Origin of the sequence: Actinomyces ruminis, assembly GCF_002154335.2 — a bacterium.
GTDB classification, from domain to species: domain Bacteria; phylum Actinomycetota; class Actinomycetes; order Actinomycetales; family Actinomycetaceae; genus Actinomyces; species Actinomyces ruminis.
In genome coordinates this window covers 53,735-70,036 of record NZ_MTPX02000041.1, presented here as the reverse complement: position 1 = coordinate 70,036, position 16,302 = coordinate 53,735, and the positions used below count along the sequence as shown (strand labels likewise).

Below are 16,302 nucleotides of genomic sequence, written 5' to 3'. Positions count from 1 at the left end.
GTCAATCAATCACAGCTGTCGCCGACAACGCGCACCACATTCACTAATGAGTCAAAGAAACGCGCCGGGACGGCGACATGACTGCACTCAAGCACGGTTCGAGCCTTCCGGTCGGGAGCGGGGCGCGCCGATCATAACGCCTCGATCACGTCTCCGCCATGGGCGGACGGCCCTACCGGCTCGGGCCGCAGGGCGGCCCGGGGTTACCCAGGTACACCCGGGGAGTCGTTGAGTTCTGCCCATCGCGTGGCGCACAGAAGCACCAATAGCGTCTCCACGTCAAGACAGATGCCTTGCACAACGTTCAGAAAGGCACACTCATGCGCATCTCACCCTCCCACCCCGATGTCCCCGGCCCCATTCGCGTCCCCCGCCGCACCCTGTTGTCGCTCCTGCCGCTGGGCGCAGCCGGACTTGGCCTGGCCGCCTGCTCCGGCAATCCGCTACAGCGGGCAGCGCAGTCTACCGACGGTCCTGCCGGCCCTACGGCCTCCCCCGCGGTCACTGCGCCCCCGGTGCCTACCGCGGACGCCTCCGGCGCCGTCGCCCTGGCCTCCGCGCTCGGCGGTGTGGCGGCTACCTTCCGGGTCGGTCCCGCCACGGTGCAGGACGGCTACACGCTGGTACGCGTGGAAGTATCCACCGACTCCGACGAGGAGCTGACCATCTCCTCCGCTTTCGGTGGTTCCTCCCCCTACACCATGCGCGGCATGCGGCTGCTCTCCCTGCACCAGTCACTGGTGTTCCCCGAACTTGGCGAGCGTTCGGATGGGCTGTTTGACACCGTCTCCCGAACATCCCCGGTGGAGCTGTTCCCGGTTTTCGATGCGGTCGACGACGGCGTCGAGACCGTCGAGTTGTTCCTCCCCAGCGTTGGGGTGGCGGTGGGCGTCCCCGTGGTGAGCCCCGAGAACGCCGGTTTCGAGGCGGGAGAACTGCTCAGCGTGGCCGAGATCGACCGTGAGGCCGACCCGGGCCCCTACCAACTCAGCTCGCTAGTGGTCGCCACCGACGGCTCCTATGACACCGATTCCGATGAGGACTCAACGACGGTGACAGTTTCGGGGGACGTTACGTTCGGCTCCGACTCGACCGAGTTGTCAGCACAGGCGGACGATGTGCTGACGAAGGTGGTCGAGCAGCTGAATCGCTACCCATCCGGCGGGAAGCTGTCAGTTACCGGACACACCGACGACGTCGACGAGGAGGATTACAACCAGACCCTGTCCGAGCAGCGTGCTCAAGCTGTCGCCGACCGGCTCGGAGAGCTCACGGATCTGTCTGCTTGGGACGCCACCGTAACCGGCAAGGGCGAGTCCGCTCCCCGGGCGGAGGGAACCTCCGACGAGGCGCGCGCCACCAACCGCAGAGTCGAAGTGGTGATGACGCCGAAGAACCCGGCGGAGGCCACGGCCCTGTCGGCAGCTACTCCTCCGCCGGGCCAGGCCTCCACGGCGACTGCCGGGCAGATGCCCCGTTCCGTCGGCCCGGTGGGCACGGGCGCCGACGGCGTAGACGTGCGCATCAGCGACCAGACCGTCCACCTGGCGATGGAGTCGGTGACGCGCGTGGGCGACTATGTGACCGGCGCGCTCCTGCTCAGCGCGCAGGAGGACGTGAGCATCACCGTGAGCCTGTTCGCTCTGCCCAACGAGTTGCAGATCCTGCACTGGCCGGCCTCCTTCACCGGAGTCCACAACCCCACGCTCCTGCAGGGAGGTACGCGCTACCTGGCAGCCAACTACCTGGATGCCGACAGCGAGTACGTCCCGGTGACCAACCGGAATGTGTACAAGATTGCCAGCGGTGAGGCCACGAGGCTGCCCGTCGTCTGGCCCTACCCCGGCGCCGACACCGTCACCCTGGACCTGCCCGGCAAGAACCTGGCCGCGCGCCTGACCGACATCCCGGTGGCACAGGCCTAGCCGGCAGCGGCCGACCTCGGTTTACTTCCCCACGACGGCGTGAATCACCAGGTCGTCCCCCTCGGCCACCAGCATGCGCGGGGCCCCGGCGGCCTTGCCGGCGGCGTTGTCCGAAGGCGGGAGCACGCCCACCAGGGTACCGGCCACCCGCCAGAGTTGCTCGCCGTCGTCGAGGTCGTAAGCGATCACGTGGTCGCCGGTGGCATCCGTGCGCGAGGAGGGCTGCCCCATGGTGAATAGCACGCCTTCGTCCTTGCCGATGAGCCCCTCCGGGGTGATGACGCAGGCCTCTCCGTCGGTGCGTTCGGGCACGGTATAGCTCGCCCCATCGGGGCCGGTGACGGTGCAGGTGACCGCATCGACGGCAAGCCCGGCCTCGGTACTCCGACCGCGCACGTGCACCGAGTTATCGGCAGCCACGTCGCGCAGCAGCTCCACCAGCTGCTCGGCACTCACCGCGTCAGAGAGTACCCAGTCCGAGCGGGCGTCGACCCCATCCACGGTGCCGACCTCGGTGCCGGTGGCGTCATAGACGGTCACCGCCTCGCCATCGACCTTGTAGAAGGCCTGCGTGCCCACGTCGATGCCAATGCCGCCGGGCAGGGAGGAGTCGAAGTCGGGGGTGTTCTCGGCCGCCTCGGACAGCAGCACTTCTCCGGTTTCCGCGGAGAGCACGAGCAGCCGCTCGGAGCCGGTCTCGTAGGTGACGATGAAGCCCGCACCGATGTGCGCATCCCGGAAGCTGCCGTCACGGCGCCACAGCTGCTCGCCGCTGGCGTCCAGGGCCACGAGCGAGCCGGAGTAGCTGCCGTCGATCACAATGGCGGTGCTTCCGGTGGTTCCCAGCTGCGTGCGCTCGTCGAATGCGAGGACGTCGCCGGTCTCGGCGCCGTCCAGGCCGATCAACTGCCCGGCGTCGTCTTGTACACACAGGAAGGTCTCGTTGGTCCAGAAGCCCGCCGAGTCGCAATCGTCGGACCACACCGGGGCCTGGCCCACGGCGTCCAGGTCGTACAGCGACCAGTGCTTATAGCTGGTTTCCGCCGCCAGGGCGCCATGGTTGGGGGCCAATCGGTACTCATCCACATCGGTGATCCGCTGCAGTTCGATCGTATCGGCCTGTGCAGGCAGCGCGGCGACGGCGGTCGACCCGGGCGCGCCCGCGGTCCGGTGCCGCCAGGTAATCACCCCGCCGACCGCGACGGCGAGCACGACCGCGGCGGCGATCACGCCAAAAAGCGCACGTCTTCTGCGTCGACTGCGCCGTGGTGGACTGGATGCGGAGACCATGGTCGGTGGCGGCGTCAGCGGGACGGTGGCCGGCGTACCTGGCCCGGGGCTGGCCGGGCCCACCAGCGTCGGCGCTGTCTCCGGTTCGGGCAGTGCGTCACCCGCCCACAGGTACGGCGCTGCCGCGGGAGCCGACGGCGGGGGCACGGTCAAGCGGCGAGCGGGGGCGCTGCCCGCCAGCGCGGGAGCGGCCGCCTGCAGCGCAGCAGCGACCTCATGGGCGCTGGGACGGGCGGCCGGCTGCTTGGCGAGCATGCGTTCCAGCACGTGCCACAGAGCGTCGGGCACGCCGTCAGGGCGGCCGGGGGCACGGCGCGCGTGCTGGGCGAGCACCTGGGACGGTGCACCGACGAACGGGGTGATACCGCAGGCGGCTTCATACAGCAGCACCCCGAGGGAATACACGTCCGCAGCGGGCGTCGGGGCGGCAGGATCAAGAATCTCCGGCGCCATATACAGCGGGGTTCCAATGGCTCCGGTGGCCCGGGAGGAGGCGACCGTATCGCAGATGCGGGCTACCCCGAAGTCGGCCAGCCGAGGCGTCCAAGTGTCCCGCCCGATCACGGCAGTATCGCCGTCGGCCGGATCCGCACTCTCGCCCGACGTGGCGATCAGCACATTGGCGGGCTTGATGTCGCGGTGGACGATACCGGCGTCGTGCACGGTGGCCAGTCCACTCGCAAGCATCGCCCCGACCCGAGCCACCTCGGCGGGCGGCAGCACCCCTCGCTCATTGAGCAGGCCCCGCAGGTTGCCGCCGCCCACATAGTCCATGACGATGGCGAAGCGACTGCCCTCAATCACCATATCCTGCACGCCCACGACGTAGGGGGAGGCCACCCGCATCAGGGTGGCGCGCTCCCGGATGAAGCGTTCAACGACACCCGCGTCCTCCAGCAGGTCGGCGCGCAGCAGCTTCACCGCCAGCGGGATGCCGGGCGCATCGCTGCGATGGGCCAGCCAGACGTCCCCCTGCGCCCCCGCCCCGATGCGTGAGTCCAGCACGTAGGCGCTTCCCAGACGTTGGGCAGCGTCGTTGATTGGGGGCATGGGCGTCTCCTCGGAATCGGGATAGCGGGCATGCGGGCGTGTCCGCCCGGCCCGCCCGGTACCGCCATCCTAAGAGAAAAGTCTCGTTGGAATGACGACCGGGCCAGCCCCCGCCTGGGGACCGGCCCGGTCGTTCAGCTGCGTATCAGCCGCAATGCCTCAGAGCTTGGCGACGTCCATGGGAATGCCGGGGCCCATGGTCGTGGCCATGGTGGCCTTGAGAATGTAACGGCCCTTAGAGGCCGACGGCTTCAGACGCTGCACCTCGTCCAAGGCGGCCTGGAAGTTCTCGGCCAGCTGCTCCTCGGTGAACGAGGACTTGCCGATCACGAAGTTGAGGTTGCCGGCGCGGTCCACGCGGAACTCGATGCGGCCCCCCTTGATGTCGGCGACGGCCTTGGCCACGTCCATGGTAACGGTGCCGGTCTTGGGGTTAGGCATGAGGCCACGGGGACCGAGCACACGACCAAGGCGCCCGACCTTGCCCATCAGGTCTGGGGTGGCGACGGCGGCGTCGAAATCGGTGTACCCGCCGGCGACCTTCGCGATGAGCTCGTCGCCGCCGACCTCGTCGCGCCGGCGGCAAGGGCCTGCTCGGCCCGCTCACCCTGGGCGAAGACGACCACGCGGGCGGTCTTGCCGGTACCGTGCGGCAGGGACACGGTGCCACGCACCATCTGGTCGGCCTTGCGGGGGTCAACGCCCAGGCGGAGGACGACGTCCACGGTGGAGTCGAACTTGGTGACGGACGTTTCCTTGGCCAGCTTCACGGCCTCCGCCGGGGTGTAGAGGATCCCGGACTGGATCTTCTCCGCGGCGGCGCGGTAAGCCTTGCTGCGCTTAGTCATCTGCTTCTCCTTAGCAGTCGTGGTGAACGGGCCGCGCAGGCCCTTCCACGCTTATCGGTTTGGGGAGTCGGCCTGGGCTCAGGCCTCGACGCTGATGCCCATGGAGCGGGCGGTGCCGGCGATGATCTTGGCGGCGGAGTCGACGTCGTTGGCGTTCAGGTCACGCATCTTGGTCTCGGCGATCTCGCGCACCTGGGCCTGGGTCAGCGAGCCGACCTTGTCCGTGTGCGGGGTGGCGGAGCCCTTGGAGACGCCGGCCGCCTTCTTGATCAGTTCTGCGGCCGGCGGGGTCTTGGTCACGAAAGTGAAGGAGCGGTCTTCGTAAACCGTGATCTCCACCGGGACGACATTGCCGCGCTGCGACTCGGTCGCAGCGTTGTAGGCCTTGCAGAACTCCATGATGTTCACGCCGTGCTGACCGAGCGCGGGGCCGATCGGCGGGGCGGGGTTGGCCTGACCGGCCTGGATCTGGAGCTTGATCAGCCCGGCGACCTTCTTCTTAGGAGCCATGGGTAATTCGATCTTTCTTGTCCGGAATGCTGCACACCTGCCGTGCAGCGGGTTCATGCGTTGGCACGTGGGCACGTACCTGGCACGCGAGCGCCCATCTTAGACCCGCGTGCGCGCCCGTGAGCCAGCCGGTGGGCGGTCTCACAGGTGCTGCGCCTTCGCCTGTGGGCCCTTGGGGCCCGGGCGGGGCGATCAGATCTTGGCGACCTGGTTGAAGGCCAGTTCGGCCGGGGTGTCGCGGCCGAACAGGGAGATGAGCACCTGCAGCTTCTGCGTCTCGGGGTGAATCTCCGAGATCGTGGCGGGCAGCGACTCGAAGGGGCCATCGGTGACGATGACGGACTCGCCCACGGAATAGGCGACTTCGTAGACCTGACCGTCGGCGGCAACCTGGGTTCCGGCCCCCTCCTCGGGGGCGGCGGTGGCCGCGGCAGCGCGCTTGGAGGCAACCTCCTCGGGAGTGGGGCCGAGCTGGGAGACAGCCTCCTCGAAGGTCAGCGGCACCGGGTCGTAGCGGTCACCAACAAAGCCGGTGACGGCGGGGGTGTCCTTAATGGTGCGCCACACCTGCTCGGAGGTCTCCGGGTCATCCAGATCCATGCGCACGAACACATAGCCGGGGATGCGGACCCGCGAGACCTCCTTCTTCTTGTTGCCGTTCTTGATCTCGATGACCGTCTCCATGGGGGCGACGGCGTCGAAGACGTAGTCCTCCAGTTCGAAGTTCTCCGCGCGCGCCATGATGTCCGCAGCGACGCGCCGCTCATAGCCGGAGTAGGTGTGCAGCACGTACCACTCGCCGGGCAGCGAGGACAGCTGCTGACGGAACTCCTCAACCGGGTCGACTTCGGCCGACTGCTGCGGCTCTGCGGGTGCGACCCCGTCGACGACGGTGGACTCCTCGGGGAGGTTCTCCTCGGACACGGTGTTTCTCTTTCCTCGGACTGAATCTAACGGCGACGGCGACTAGCGAGAACGGATGGTCAGGCGAAGGCCCACATGACGAGCCGATCGAAGATGGCGTCGAGCGCCCCGGTGAACAGCATGATCGCCAAGATGAACACCACAACCACCGCGAAGTAGGTCCACAGCTCGTTCCGGGTGGGCCAGACCACCTTGCGGAGCTCGTCGATCACCTGCCGGAAGTACAAGGCGATACGGGAGAAGGGGCCACGCCTCTGCTTCCGCTTGCCCTTGGCGACGGTTGTATCGCTCATGCTTCTGCTTTCGTGATCCTCGGGGTCGACGGTCCGGTCACGCCCTGGTGGGCGAGAAGACGGAGCCGACGGGATCTCCCGACAGATCCGCCGTTCTCAGCAGGGCAGGCGGGACTCGAACCCACAACCGCCGGTTTTGGAGACCGGTGCGCTACCAATTGCGCCACTGCCCTTCAGCGGCAACCCATCTTGCCACATCGAGCGGCGAATGCCGAACTCCAGTTCCGTGGGCTGCGCCACGTCGGCGGTGCCGGCCCGCCCCCGGTATGAGAATCTCGCCACCTTGCGCCGCATAGCGGGACAGCGGCACCGCCCCACCATGGCGACATGAGACTATCGGCGCGTGAGTACTGCACCCATAAGTCGAGTCTCAGCCCGTCTGGCCGCCATCTCCCCGTCGGCGACCCTCGCCGTCGACGCCAAGGCCAAGTCCCTGCGCGCAGCCGGGCGCCCCGTTATTGGGTTTGGCGCGGGCGAACCGGACTTCGCCACCCCGGACTACATCGTCGCCGCCGCCGTCGCCGCGGCTCAGGATCCGGTTAACCACAAGTACTCCCCGGCCAAGGGACTGCCCGAGCTGCGCGAGGCCATCTCCGCCAAGACACTGCGCGACTCCGGCTATCTGGTCTCCCCCGAGGACATCCTGGTCACCAACGGCGGCAAGCAGGCCGTATTCCAGGCCTTCGCCGCACTCGTCGACCCGGGCGACGAGGTGCTGATGCCCACCCCCATCTGGACCACCTACCCGGAGGTAGTCGCCCTGGCCGGTGGCACCACCGTGGAGGTGTTCGCCGGCGCGGACCAGGACTACAAGGTCACGCTCGAGCAGTTGGAGGCCGCCCGCACCGAACGCACCAAGGTGCTGCTACTGTGCTCGCCGTCCAACCCCACCGGCGCCGTCTACACCGCCGCCGAACTCACCCACATCGGCCAGTGGGCGCTGGAGCACGGCATCTGGGTGGTCACCGACGAGATCTACGAGCACCTGCTCTACGACGACGCCCAGCCGGCACACATCGTTGCGCTCGTGCCCGAACTGGCCAACCAGACGGTGGTGCTCAACGGCGTCGCCAAGACCTACGCGATGACCGGCTGGCGCGTCGGCTGGATGATGGGCCCACCGACGTCATCAGGCGGCCACCAACTTCCAGTCACACCTGACCAGCAACGTCGCCAACGTCTCCCAGCGCGCGGCCATAGCCGCGGTGGGCGGAGACCTGTCCGCGGTCGCCCACATGCGGACCGCCTTCGACCGTCGGCGTCAGCTGATCGTATCCATGCTCTCCGAGATCGATGGCGTTCAGGTCCCCACCCCCAAGGGGGCCTTCTACGCCTATCCGAGCGTTGAGGCGCTGATCGGCAAGTCGCTGCGCGGGCACGTGATCGACTCCTCGGCTACGCTGGCCGAACTGCTGCTGGAGTACGCGGAGGTGGCCGTCGTGCCCGGCGAGGCCTTCGGCCCCTCCGGCTTCCTGCGCATGTCCTACGCCATGAGCGACGACGCCATCACCGAGGGTGTTGCCCGCATGCAACAGCTGCTGGCCGAGGTCGATTGAGTGCGACGCAAACGGCTACTGGCCGCGGCGATCGGCATGCTGGCCGTCATCGCCGCGGCGGCGGTCTACATGTTCTGGTGGCCACTGCCACAGGGAACACCGGAGCTTGCCCCCGAGGTAGAGGCGCTGCGCAGCCAGGCCACAAGCTACGTAGAGAATCAACCCGGCACAGGCGATGACTGGTCTCTAGTTCTCGGAACCGCGAATGCCGAGACCGTCTGGGTTCACTTCAGCCGAGGCGGTGAAGCAGTTCCGGATGCACGGATAGATGTTGGTTCTTCTGAGGAAGTACTCGGTTGCACCATCACCGTCCTGGAGTCCCACCCCAAGCGGTTATCAGGGAGAGGCCCTGGCTCCGCCACTAGCTCGGCGCTGATCGCCGTCCAGTGCCCCGAGAGCGCCACGCCCACTGCCACCGCACCCAACGCTCAGGATGAACCGACCGGCGCCCCGACGCCCTGACACACCCGCGGATAGCTTCTCTCGGCACCGCACCACGCCGGGTCGCTGCCGTCCTTCAGACGCGGAGCGTAGGTAAGGTTGGCAGCGTGACCGCAACGAGACGTTTTCACGCCAAACGGTACCTCGCAGCCGCGTTCGCGGTTCTTCTGATAGCAGGAATCGGCTTGTACGCGAACGCCCATTGGCTCCCATTGCCGCAAGGGACGCCCAAACTTTCGCCCGAGGTTGAGGCGCTGCGAGACCAGGCCAGAAGCTACGTTATGCTGCAGCCGGGACGCCACGGCACGGGAGATGCCGTGGAATGGGTGCTCGTCGTCACTTTTGTCAGCGAGAAGAATATCGGCGTCAATTTCTCTCGATCCGAGTCGGGCGACCTCGCGGACTCATACGAGAACGAGCCATATACGCTGATCCCAGTCGGCTCCTCTGCGAGGTGCTCGGCTGCACCATCACCGTCCTGGAGTCCCACCCCAAGCGGTCATCAGGGAAAGGCCCTGGCTCCGCCACTAGCTCGGCGCTGATCGCCGTCCAGTGCCCCGACGAGGCTCCGCCTGCTGTCGGCACAGATCCCACCACGCGGGATGAACCGGCCGACGGCACCGCCACACCCTAACTCGCTGACTCCTGCTCCTTCCTCAGGCGTGCAGACCGCGCAGCACGGAGTAGAACTCCGCCTTGCCCTCAAGCCCAATGCCCGGCAGCCCACCCGGCGACACGCGAGAGTCCACCACCTGGGCGTCGTCGGTAAAGCCGCCGGTCGGCTGGAACTCGCCCGGGTAGGACTCGTTGCCGCCCAGGTGCAGCCCGCCCGCGATGTGGAGTGAGAACTGGTGCCCACCGTGGGGGATACAGCGGCGCGAGGACCAGCCGTGGCGATCGAGTGTGTCCAGGACTCGACGGTACTCGGTCAGCCCATAGGAAAGCGCCGGGTCGATCTGAATGTAGTCGCGGTCCGGCCGCAGCCCGCCATAACGCAGCAGGTTGCGGGCGTCCTGCATGGAGAACAGGTTCTCGCCGGTGGCGATGGCCCCCTGGTAGCTCTCGGCCACCACAGCGTTCAGGGCGTAGTCGAGCGGGTCGCCGATCTCCTCGTACCAGAACAGGCCCAAGGGCTCCAGCGCGCGGGCGTACTCCAACGCGGTGTCCAGGTCGAAGCGTCCATTGACGTCTACAGCCAGGCGAGAGCCGTCGCCATCCAGGACGCCGTCGACTACCGCATCAATGCGGCGCAGGTCCTCATCCAGCGGGGCGCCGCCGATCTTCATCTTGACCACCCGGTATCCGGCGTCCAGTAAGCGACGCATCTAATCCTGCAGGTCGGTCAGGGTCTTGCCGGGCGCGTAGTAGCCGCCAGCGGCGTAGACAAAGACATCGGCGTCGGGACTGCCATCGCCGTAGTGGTCGGAGATCCAGCGGTACAGGGGGACACCGGCGATCTTTGCGGCCAGGTCGTGCAGTGCCATGTCCGCTACACCCACGGCGACCGAGCGCTCCCCGTGCCCACCGGGCTTCTCGTTATGCATCATCACCTCCCAGGCGCGCTCCGGGGAGAGGGCGCCATCGCCGTCGAGCAACTCGGCCTCAGGGGCGGCCAACAGACGGGGCAGCAACCGCTGTTCAAGAATCGCGGAGGCGTTGTAACGGCCGTTGGAGTTGAAGCCATAGCCGACCAAAGGCTTGCCGTCAACGATCACGTCACTGACGAGCGCCAGGATCGAGCAATCCATGGAACTGAAGTCGATGTAGGCGTTGCGTATCGGGGAACTGATCGGGATGGTGCCGACGTGAGCAGAGACGATCTTCATTGAACGTCCTTTGCATGCCGCGGGCTCGCGCATCCATCGTAGTCGCGCCGCTCAGGCCTCCACCTCGGCATCCTCCGGGACGGAGGTGAACTCCTCCCCGGGGCGACGCAGGTACGGGTCCTGCTCCAGGTAGGCCTTGGTCTCGCGGGCGATCAGGCCGGACAGCAGCACCAGGCCGATCAGGTTCGGAATGGCCATCAGCCCGTTGGCGATGTCCGCGAAGGTCCACACGTCGTCCAGGCTGGTGACGGTGCCCAGGAAGATCAGGACGGTGAAGAACAGGCGGAAGGGCAGCACTCCGTGCACGCCCACCAGCCGCACAATGCAGCGCTCGCCATAGTAGGCCCAGCCCAGGATCGTGGAGCACCCCAGGAAGATGAGCGCGACCGAGACGATGTAGTGGCCCCACTGCCCGGGCAGGCCGGTGGTGAAGGCGGTAGCGGTCATGGTGGCCGGATCATCACCCGTCCAGGCGCCGGTGGACAGCACCACCAGGCCGGTGCAGGTGACCACCACGAAGGTGTCGATGAAGGTCTGGGTCATGGACACCAGGCCCTGCCGGACGGGATGGTTGGTCTTGGCCGCGGCGGCGGCAATGGCGGCCGACCCCATGCCGGATTCGTTGGAGAAGATGCCGCGGGCCATACCGAACTTGATCGCCATGAGCATGGTGGAGCCGGCGAAGCCGCCCACGGCACCGTGCCCGGTGAAGGCATCCGCGAATACCAGTGCCAGTGCGGCGGGGATCGCCGTGATGTTGATGGCGAGGATGTACAGGCAGCCGCCGACGTAGAAAACGATCATCATCGGCACGAAGGCGGCGGTGACGCGCCCGATGGACTCGATACCGCCCAACAGCACGCCGCCGATCGCCACGGCCATGATGATGCCGACCAGCGCCGGATCCGCACCGAAGGAGTGCTCCAGCTGGGCGGCGACCGAGTTGGACTGGGTCATGGAGCCGATGCCGAAGCAGGCCAGCAGCGTGGCAACGGCGAAGAACACCGACAGCACGGTGCCCACGCGCCCTTTGATCGCATGTTGCAGGTAGTACTGGGGGCCGCCGGACTTCTGCCCGTTGGCATCGGTGGTGCGGAAGCGCACGGCGAGGAAGGCCTCGGAATACTTCGATGCCATGCCGAAGAAGGCGGTCACCCACATCCAGAACAGGGCGCCGGGACCGCCCAGGTGGATGGCGGTGGCCACGCCAATGATGTTGCCCACCCCGACGGTGGCAGCCAGTGCCGTCGTCAGCGCCTGGTAGTGGGAGATGTCGCCCTCGGCGGTGTCCGCCTCGCCGTCGCTGCGGTCCACGAAGGCGAAGCGCAGCGCAGGGAAGAGCTTGCGCAGCTGGACGGCGCGCAGCCGGATCGTCAGCCAGATGCCGGTGCCCAGCAGCAGGGGGATGAGCAGCCAGGGACCCCACAGGAAGTCATCGGCGGCGGTCAGGGCCTCGCTGAAACCGGCGGGCCGGGCCGCGGCGGGCGCCGCACCCAGTCCGGTGAGTGCAGAGATGGTGGGAGTAGCGGAGGACGTGGGGAACACGATTTCTGCCTTTCAGCCGGCGGGCACCGGCGCGGCCGCAGGTTACGCACTCGGACGGTTTCGGGCATGTAACTGTCCACAACGTGGCTACCTCCCCCTACCGGGCCGGAGAACGACGACGTCGACGCGCAGCTCGCTCCCGCTGCGGCATCGGGTCCCAAGCGCCCCACTCAATGGGCGCCGCGGCGCGCCTGTAGCTCCCGGCCCTGCGCCAGCCAGGACTCGGCGCGAGCCAGGCGCCCCTCGGCGTCGGCACGCCACGGTCCGCCGTCCTCCCGGCGTGCCCCGGCCACCAGCGACAACACCACGCCGGCGCAGCGGGCGCGCAGCGCCACCGGGTCCACCTGTTGCTCGGCCAGGGCCGTCCACGTCTCCAGCACGGGGCGCAGATGCGGGTAGGAGGCGGGCGCCAGGTGATCCAGCACGCTGACATGCCCGAGCAGACAAGCCAGGTCATCCACGCGCCGCCCGGGTCCGAGGGAGTCGACGTCGAGCAGACTCGCTACTCGCTCTCCCTCCATGAGCACGTTCGCCTCATAGAAGTCACCGTGTACGGGCACCACCGGCCCGGGGTCCGAGGCGGCCATCAACTGTTCGACGCCCTCGGCGACAGCGCGGGCGCGGGCCAGGTGCTCGGGCAGGACGGTGGCGGCGGCGTGCGCGTAGTGACGGGCGCGCTCGGACCAGGCGGGGTGGGCCGCCAATTGCACGGCAGCGGCCGGCAGGGAGTCCAACAGGCCCGTCAGCCCCTGGAACACGCGGGCGGCCTGGGCCTCATCCATGCCTCGCGACAGCAGCCCGGACAGGGGTACGCCCCGGCCGGTGGACAGTAGCACCAGGCCGTCCGCATCATCGCGCAGCACGTCCGGCGCGGGTACGCCGGCCGCCCGCAACATGCGGTGCCGCTCGGCGAAGGCGGCGGACTGGCCGGGGCGCAGCACCTTGGCGTAGGCGGTGGAGGAGTCCGGGTAGGTCACGCGCACGACGGCGCGGCGGGTGGGCCGGTAGGCGACCATGGTGGCCTTGACCGGGGAGCCCAGCCGCTGGGACAACAGCGAGGGCGTGCAGGCGACCGCGAGCGCCGGCAGCTCCGGATCGGCCGGGTGCCGCCACACATGCACGATCGGTCCGTCTCCGCCGGTGGGGGCCACTCGGGTCAAACCGGCAGCCTGCGGGTTGGACAGCCGCGCGGTGGTGGCACACAGGTACTCGGTGGCGCGCGATCCATCCGGGCGGGCGACGACGGCGGTGTAGCCGACCGAGACGCCGGCGCCGGGCCGGTGGTGCACCGAGTGGACCTCCCAGCTCATAAGCTTTTGGCCGGCGGGAGCGAGTGCCGCGGCCAGCACGGAGGCGGCGCGCGGTCCGGTGAGCAGGGCGACCTCCTCGGGCTCGTGACCGGCCATGACGCTGCTCATGGGAACAGTCTGCCTCACCGCGCCGTGACCTGGTGCGCCTGTGGGCGGGCCGACTGGGTGTGGCGGGAGCAGGTGGTGGCACAATCCCGCCATGCGCGACCTCGCCGCCCTGCCCAAGGCGCACCTGCACCTGCACTTCACAGGCTCCATGCGCCTGGAGACGCTCGTGGAGCTGGCCTCCTCCGCCCACGCCCGGCTGCCGTCGTCATTCCTGGAGGGAGACCCGCTGCACGTGCCCGCGGATCACCGCGGCTGGTTCCGCTTCCAGCGGGCCTACGACACAGCCCGTCACCTGGTGGTCACCGAGGAGATCATGCGCCGCATCGTGCTGGAGGCGGCGCTTGACGACGCCGCCGAGGGGTCGCGCCGGCTCGAGATCCAGGTGGACCCGACCTCCTACGCCCCCTTCGTCGGCGGCATCACCCCCGCCTTGGAGATCATCCTCGACGCCGCCAAGCAGGCCACCATCCTGTCCGGGGTCGAGGTGGCCGTGATTGTGGCCGCCTCCCGCATGCGTCACCCGTTGGAGGCCCGCACGCTGGCACGCCTGGCCGCCCGCTATGCGGGCGACGAGCCGGGCACCGTCGTCGGCTTCGGGCTGTCCAATGACGAGCGCGCCGGTGAAACGGCCTCCTGGGGTCCGGCCTTCGCCATCGCGCGCCGAGCCGGACTGGCCTCGCTCCCCCACGGCGGGGAGCTGCTGGGGCCTGAACACGTGCGCGACGTCGTCTCCGCGCTGGGCCCAACCCGGCTGGGGCATGGGATCCGCACCAGCGAGGAGCCGACACTGCTGGACGCAGTGGCAGCGGCGGGCATCAGCCTGGAGGTGTGCCCGGCGTCGAACGTGTGCCTGGGCGTGTACCGGGAGCCCGGCGACGTGCCACTGCCGGCGCTGCTGGAGCATGGCGCCCAGGTGGCGCTGGGAGCCGACGACCCGCTGCTGTTCCAATCCCGGCTGGTGGACCAGTACCAGATCGCCCGGGATTTGGGCCTGGACGACGCCGCTCTCGCGGAGTTGGCGCGCGGCTCCATCCGCGCCTCGCTGGCATCGCCGTCCTCCAAACGGGAGTGGTTGGCGCAGGTGGACGCCTGGCTGGCGGCGGACGGCTGAAACCCGGGTCGGCGGGTCAGCGGCGCACGCGGACGGCCGAAGCTCGAGCTACCCGGCTTAGAAGCCGACGTGTACCGGCTCAGGAACAAGCGTGACGCCGAAACGCTCACGCACTCCGGCGACGACGGCGTCGCGCAGTTCGGCCAGGTCGGCGGCGCGGGCGTGACCGCGGTTGGTCAAAGCCAGCACGTGCTTGGTGGACAGGCTGGCGGCGGGCTCCGGCCCGGCTGCCGGCAGGGCGAAGCCCTTGCCGAACCCGGCGTGGTCGATCAGCCAGGCGGCGGAAGTCTTCACCAGCCCCTCGACGACGGGAGCCTGCCGGGTGCCCGCCACCGCCTGGGAGTGGTCGGTGACCGGGAAGCGGGGGGCATCGCCGGGCAGGGCGTCGGCCTGGGCCCGGGTGAGGATCGGGTTGGTGAAGAAGGAGCCGGCGGACCAGGTGTCGTGGTCGGCGTCGTCCAGAACCATGCCCTTGGAACGGCGCAGTTCCAGTACCGCTTCGCGCACGGCACGGGCGTCCACCCGCTCGCCCACCTCGACGCCGAGGGTGCGGGCCAACTGGACGTAGGCGATGGGGGCGGACAGCGAGGCGGTGCGCACGGAGAAGGTCACCGCCAGCACCACCCAGCGCCCGGTGGGGCCCCAGGTGCGGCCGCCGCCGATGGCAGCGTCGCTCAGGGAACGCTTGAGGGCGGAATCGCGGTAGCTCAAATGCAAGCGGGCCAGCGGCAGGTGGACGGGGCGGTCGGTGGCGCGGTCCCAGGCGCGCACGGAGGCGAGCAGCTCGGCGACCTCCGCGCCGTAGGCGCCGATGTTCTGCACCGGGGCGGCGCCGACGGTCCCGGGGATCCCGGACAGGGGCGCGAAGCCCGCCCACTGGTTGGCGATGGCCTCACGCACCAGATCGTCCCACGTGGTGCCGGCCGTGGCGGTGAACTCCACACCCCCACAGCGGTCATCAGCGGACAGGGTGACCTGCTGGCGGGCGTCACGCACGACCACGCCGTCGAAGCCCGTGTCGGCGGCCAGGATGTTGGAGCCACCGCCGATTACCAGCACGGGGGTGCCTGCGGCGTCGGCCTGCCGGACGGCGTCGATGAGCTCGGTCTCGGTGCGCGCCTCGACGTAGCTGCCAACCCGGCCGCCTACCCGCAGGGTGGTCAGCTCGGCCAGGGTCGGAACGGCGACGCCGGCCGCTCCCAACGGGCGAGCGAGGGCGGGGACGGGTGCCGGCCAGTCGGCGGGGTCGGAATGCACGGACATGGGCGTGGCGCACGCCTCGGTGCCGGACAGCAGTTCGGGTGCGCTCAGGCCAAAACGGCCGGCGTCGGGGACTTGTGACATGGAGGCTCCGCTCGGGTCGTGTTTGCAGGAGCAGGACGAACAGCCGATTTACGGCCCACAACAACTGCGCCCGGGGAACGGGCCCCGGGCACAGGTCACTTCACTTCTTGTTGCGACGCTGGTGACGCGTCTTACGCAGCAGCTTGCGGTGCTTCTTCTTGGCCATGCGCTTGCGGCGCTTCTTGATAACAGATCCCATTGAGGCTCCTCGTTGTTGTTCG

Annotated in this window: 13 protein-coding genes, 1 tRNA gene and 2 pseudogenes; 4 read left to right on the top strand and 12 right to left on the bottom strand. The window is 68.6% G+C overall.

Going from position 1 to position 16,302, the window contains the following annotated elements; all coding sequences use genetic code 11:
* Positions 1 to 320: 320 nt before the first annotated feature.
* Entirely contained in the window at positions 321 to 1,925 is a 1,605-nt protein-coding gene (locus BW737_RS07370) for an OmpA family protein (RefSeq protein ID WP_086614104.1), read from the top strand.
* Between the two features lie 21 nt (positions 1,926 to 1,946).
* Here BW737_RS07370 and BW737_RS07365 read toward each other — a convergent pair whose 3' ends face one another.
* The 6 genes and pseudogenes from BW737_RS07365 to BW737_RS07340 all read right to left on the bottom strand — a co-directional run bounded on the left by BW737_RS07365 (position 1,947) and on the right by BW737_RS07340 (position 7,013).
* Positions 1,947 to 4,265, bottom strand: a complete 2,319-nt coding sequence (locus tag BW737_RS07365) for a serine/threonine-protein kinase (protein ID WP_086614105.1) — start codon at positions 4,263 to 4,265, stop codon at positions 1,947 to 1,949.
* Positions 4,266 to 4,424: 159 nt separating this feature from the next.
* Positions 4,425 to 5,113: pseudogene (gene rplA / locus BW737_RS07360) on the bottom strand (50S ribosomal protein L1).
* Between the two features lie 78 nt (positions 5,114 to 5,191).
* Positions 5,192 to 5,623, bottom strand: coding sequence for a 50S ribosomal protein L11 (gene rplK / locus BW737_RS07355; protein ID WP_073327584.1), 432 nt, complete (start codon positions 5,621 to 5,623; stop codon positions 5,192 to 5,194).
* A gap of 192 nt (positions 5,624 to 5,815) precedes the next feature.
* Positions 5,816 to 6,547 carry a transcription termination/antitermination protein NusG gene (gene nusG / locus BW737_RS07350; protein WP_086614106.1) on the bottom strand — a complete coding sequence of 244 codons (732 nt, stop codon included), beginning with the start codon at positions 6,545 to 6,547 and terminating at the stop codon, positions 5,816 to 5,818.
* A gap of 59 nt (positions 6,548 to 6,606) precedes the next feature.
* Positions 6,607 to 6,840, bottom strand: a complete 234-nt coding sequence (secE, locus tag BW737_RS07345; protein WP_086614107.1) for a preprotein translocase subunit SecE — start codon at positions 6,838 to 6,840, stop codon at positions 6,607 to 6,609.
* Between the two features lie 100 nt (positions 6,841 to 6,940).
* A tRNA-Trp gene (locus BW737_RS07340) sits at positions 6,941 to 7,013 on the bottom strand.
* 170 nt (positions 7,014 to 7,183) lie between these two features.
* On the opposite strand from BW737_RS07340, the pseudogene BW737_RS07335 reads away from it, so the two are divergent.
* Both BW737_RS07335 and BW737_RS07330 read left to right on the top strand, forming a co-directional pair.
* Positions 7,184 to 8,396 (top strand): annotated as a pseudogene (locus tag BW737_RS07335) (pyridoxal phosphate-dependent aminotransferase).
* Positions 8,397 to 8,858, top strand: coding sequence for a hypothetical protein (locus BW737_RS07330; protein ID WP_086614108.1), 462 nt, complete (start codon positions 8,397 to 8,399; stop codon positions 8,856 to 8,858). It abuts the pseudogene before it with no gap.
* 635 nt (positions 8,859 to 9,493) lie between these two features.
* On the opposite strand, the gene BW737_RS19145 is transcribed toward BW737_RS07330, so the two are convergent.
* From BW737_RS19145 to BW737_RS07315, 4 genes are all read right to left on the bottom strand, one after another.
* Positions 9,494 to 10,162 carry an enolase C-terminal domain-like protein gene (locus tag BW737_RS19145; RefSeq protein ID WP_276567344.1) on the bottom strand — a complete coding sequence of 223 codons (669 nt, stop codon included), beginning with the start codon at positions 10,160 to 10,162 and terminating at the stop codon, positions 9,494 to 9,496.
* Entirely contained in the window at positions 10,163 to 10,663 is a 501-nt protein-coding gene (locus tag BW737_RS19140; RefSeq protein ID WP_276567343.1) for an enolase-like domain-containing protein, read from the bottom strand. It lies immediately after the preceding gene.
* A gap of 51 nt (positions 10,664 to 10,714) precedes the next feature.
* Entirely contained in the window at positions 10,715 to 12,178 is a 1,464-nt protein-coding gene (locus tag BW737_RS07320) for an alanine/glycine:cation symporter family protein (protein ID WP_420835723.1), read from the bottom strand.
* A gap of 200 nt (positions 12,179 to 12,378) precedes the next feature.
* Positions 12,379 to 13,626 (bottom strand): protein kinase family protein, encoded by a 1,248-nt coding sequence (locus BW737_RS07315; protein WP_086614109.1) that lies wholly within the window; start codon positions 13,624 to 13,626, stop codon positions 12,379 to 12,381.
* Between the two features lie 91 nt (positions 13,627 to 13,717).
* On the opposite strand from BW737_RS07315, the gene BW737_RS07310 reads away from it, so the two are divergent.
* On the top strand, positions 13,718 to 14,737 hold the full coding sequence (locus tag BW737_RS07310) for an adenosine deaminase (protein ID WP_086614110.1): 1,020 nt from the start codon (positions 13,718 to 13,720) through the stop codon (positions 14,735 to 14,737).
* A gap of 57 nt (positions 14,738 to 14,794) precedes the next feature.
* On the opposite strand, the gene BW737_RS07305 is transcribed toward BW737_RS07310, so the two are convergent.
* Together BW737_RS07305 and BW737_RS07300 are read right to left on the bottom strand one after the other, a co-directional pair.
* Positions 14,795 to 16,081 (bottom strand): UDP-N-acetylmuramate dehydrogenase, encoded by a 1,287-nt coding sequence (locus BW737_RS07305; protein WP_420835718.1) that lies wholly within the window; start codon positions 16,079 to 16,081, stop codon positions 14,795 to 14,797.
* A gap of 100 nt (positions 16,082 to 16,181) precedes the next feature.
* Complete coding sequence (locus BW737_RS07300; protein ID WP_003792170.1) at positions 16,182 to 16,280, bottom strand: 30S ribosomal protein bS22; 99 nt, start codon at positions 16,278 to 16,280, stop codon at positions 16,182 to 16,184.
* Positions 16,281 to 16,302 lie beyond the last annotated feature (22 nt).

Coding starts and splice junctions, on each gene's coding strand:
- BW737_RS07370 (WP_086614104.1), top strand. CDS start 321: ATGCGCATCTCACCCTCCCACCCCGATGTCCCCGGCCCCATTCGCGTC.
- BW737_RS07365 (WP_086614105.1), bottom strand. CDS start 4,265: ATGCCCCCAATCAACGACGCTGCCCAACGTCTGGGAAGCGCCTACGTG.
- rplK (WP_073327584.1), bottom strand. CDS start 5,623: ATGGCTCCTAAGAAGAAGGTCGCCGGGCTGATCAAGCTCCAGATCCAG.
- secE (WP_086614107.1), bottom strand. CDS start 6,840: ATGAGCGATACAACCGTCGCCAAGGGCAAGCGGAAGCAGAGGCGTGGC.
- BW737_RS19145 (WP_276567344.1), bottom strand. CDS start 10,162: ATGCGTCGCTTACTGGACGCCGGATACCGGGTGGTCAAGATGAAGATC.
- BW737_RS19140 (WP_276567343.1), bottom strand. CDS start 10,663: ATGAAGATCGTCTCTGCTCACGTCGGCACCATCCCGATCAGTTCCCCG.
- BW737_RS07315 (WP_086614109.1), bottom strand. CDS start 13,626: ATGAGCAGCGTCATGGCCGGTCACGAGCCCGAGGAGGTCGCCCTGCTC.
- BW737_RS07310 (WP_086614110.1), top strand. CDS start 13,718: ATGCGCGACCTCGCCGCCCTGCCCAAGGCGCACCTGCACCTGCACTTC.
- BW737_RS07305 (WP_420835718.1), bottom strand. CDS start 16,081: ATGTCACAAGTCCCCGACGCCGGCCGTTTTGGCCTGAGCGCACCCGAA.
- BW737_RS07300 (WP_003792170.1), bottom strand. CDS start 16,280: ATGGGATCTGTTATCAAGAAGCGCCGCAAGCGCATGGCCAAGAAGAAG.